General features: G+C 32.3%; 1 protein-coding gene. It reads left to right on the top strand.

Going from position 1 to position 1641, the window contains the following annotated elements; translation table 11 throughout:
* Positions 1 to 416 precede the first annotated feature (416 nt).
* Entirely contained in the window at positions 417 to 1253 is an 837-nt protein-coding gene (locus tag AC973_RS03185) for a rolling circle replication-associated protein (RefSeq protein ID WP_107069891.1), read from the top strand.
* Positions 1254 to 1641 lie beyond the last annotated feature (388 nt).

The following is a 1641-nucleotide window of genomic DNA, read 5'->3' as shown; positions in this document are numbered from 1 at the left end:
GTAGTGAGTGCATTTACCCTTGCAGCTTTTTTTGTTGTCATTTAGCTTTTGTAAACCGACGAAATTCAAAGATATTAAAGCTCTTTGATACTTTTCAGAGGTATGATCAAACGCATTGCGTTTGTGGGTATGGGCAAAGCCCATTGTTTTTTATTTTTGTGAGCGTTAAAATGCTTGTAAAGATAATAAAGAGTAAAAAAAAGGCGTGACCGGGAAGTCACACCTTTTAAGAATAACAAAACTGGCCTTTTGTTATTCATTCATGACTGATTTTATCAAAAATCTTAGTTAAAATCTACTAACGTCCAATAGAGTGGACGAATTTTTGATTTTTACGAGTAGTAGTGAATGGATACGAAGGTATTTATTCGCTACTTTTTTTTATCTCTAAAAATTTTTTTAAGGAGATAATAATTATGTCAAAATCAAAAAATGAACTAAAAAGTGGTTTGCCCGTCTACTTGACATACGGGCAACTTAAGGAACATAACAAGAACCAACTTAGCACTTATAAATACAAGGTGAAAGCCTATAACGACGGCGTTTATAAGGTGATAGAGTATAAAAATGAGCGTTTGAAAACTAACCAAAAACTAACCAGTTTTTCTGGATCAAATTCAGACCTTTCTGAAGATGAAAAAGCGATACGTTTGGAAGAAAGTCGAAAGCAAAATTTATATAAAACTAAATCTAAATTGCGTGATTATGCTCGCAATAATTATTTTGATAAATTTTGGACACTCACCTTTGACCCAAAAAAATTTGGTAGTTCTGATAATTTACGCTTTGAAGAAATGCAAAAGTTTTTAAAACGTATGACAAGAAAATATGGAAAATTCAATTATTTAGCAGTACCAGAGCGACACAAAAGTGGAGCGATACATTGGCATATGATGACTGGGTATTTCGAGCCTGTCATAGTAGATAGTGGGCATAAATATAAAAATGTGCCAATCTACAATTGTCCTGAATGGGAATATGGATTTACAAATGTTCAAAATGTCCGCTCTAAAAAGAAAATATCTAATTATGTTTCAAAATATATTACAAAAGATTTAATGGAATCTCCTGCACGAAGAAACAAGAAAAAATATTGGGCTAGTCGTTCATTGGAATTGCCAAAAACTTTTGGAATTAAAGAATTATTAAATTTAAATATTGAACCAGATTTTGAGAGCGATATTTGTAAAATTTATGAAATTGAGAAAAAAGATTTTGAAAAAATAATCAGCATGAGCGAAGCGAATTCTTAAATTTCGAGAGAAATTTTTACATCAAAAAGCCCCCTGTCAGAAACTGACGAAGGGGGTTTTTTGCGCACGTTTTTCGAAGAAAATAACACCATTTTAAAATGGTGTATAAGTGCGCCCTTCCGTCTGCAAGACCTCGTCCAAAATTTATTTTGGTATAACGAGCTATACCAAAAGTGTTTTTAGGTGTTTTAAAGATGTTTAAAGAGATTAAAAATAGTAAAGACGAAAGGAGAATAAAATAAGTCGTCAGAAGCTCATATTTGCGTTTTAAGGCGTTTTAAATATAAATGCGGTATTTTATATGTCTTTGAACTTTTCGTCGGCAAATGCGTTAAAAATGGCAATAGAAAAAGCAGCAAGGGCGAACGTAGTGAGTGCATTTACCCTT

The sequence above is a fragment of the Carnobacterium sp. 1290_CSPC genome, assembly GCF_001053265.1.
In the GTDB taxonomy this organism is placed as follows: domain Bacteria; phylum Bacillota; class Bacilli; order Lactobacillales; family Aerococcaceae; genus Aerococcus; species Aerococcus urinaeequi.
Note: the sequence above shows the minus strand (reverse complement) of the source record. Positions and strands in the feature narration are given on the sequence as shown.

Bases quoted from the DNA above. Each gene is read 5' to 3' on its own strand.
- AC973_RS03185 (WP_107069891.1), top strand. From the start codon at position 417: ATGTCAAAATCAAAAAATGAACTAAAAAGTGGTTTGCCCGTCTACTTG.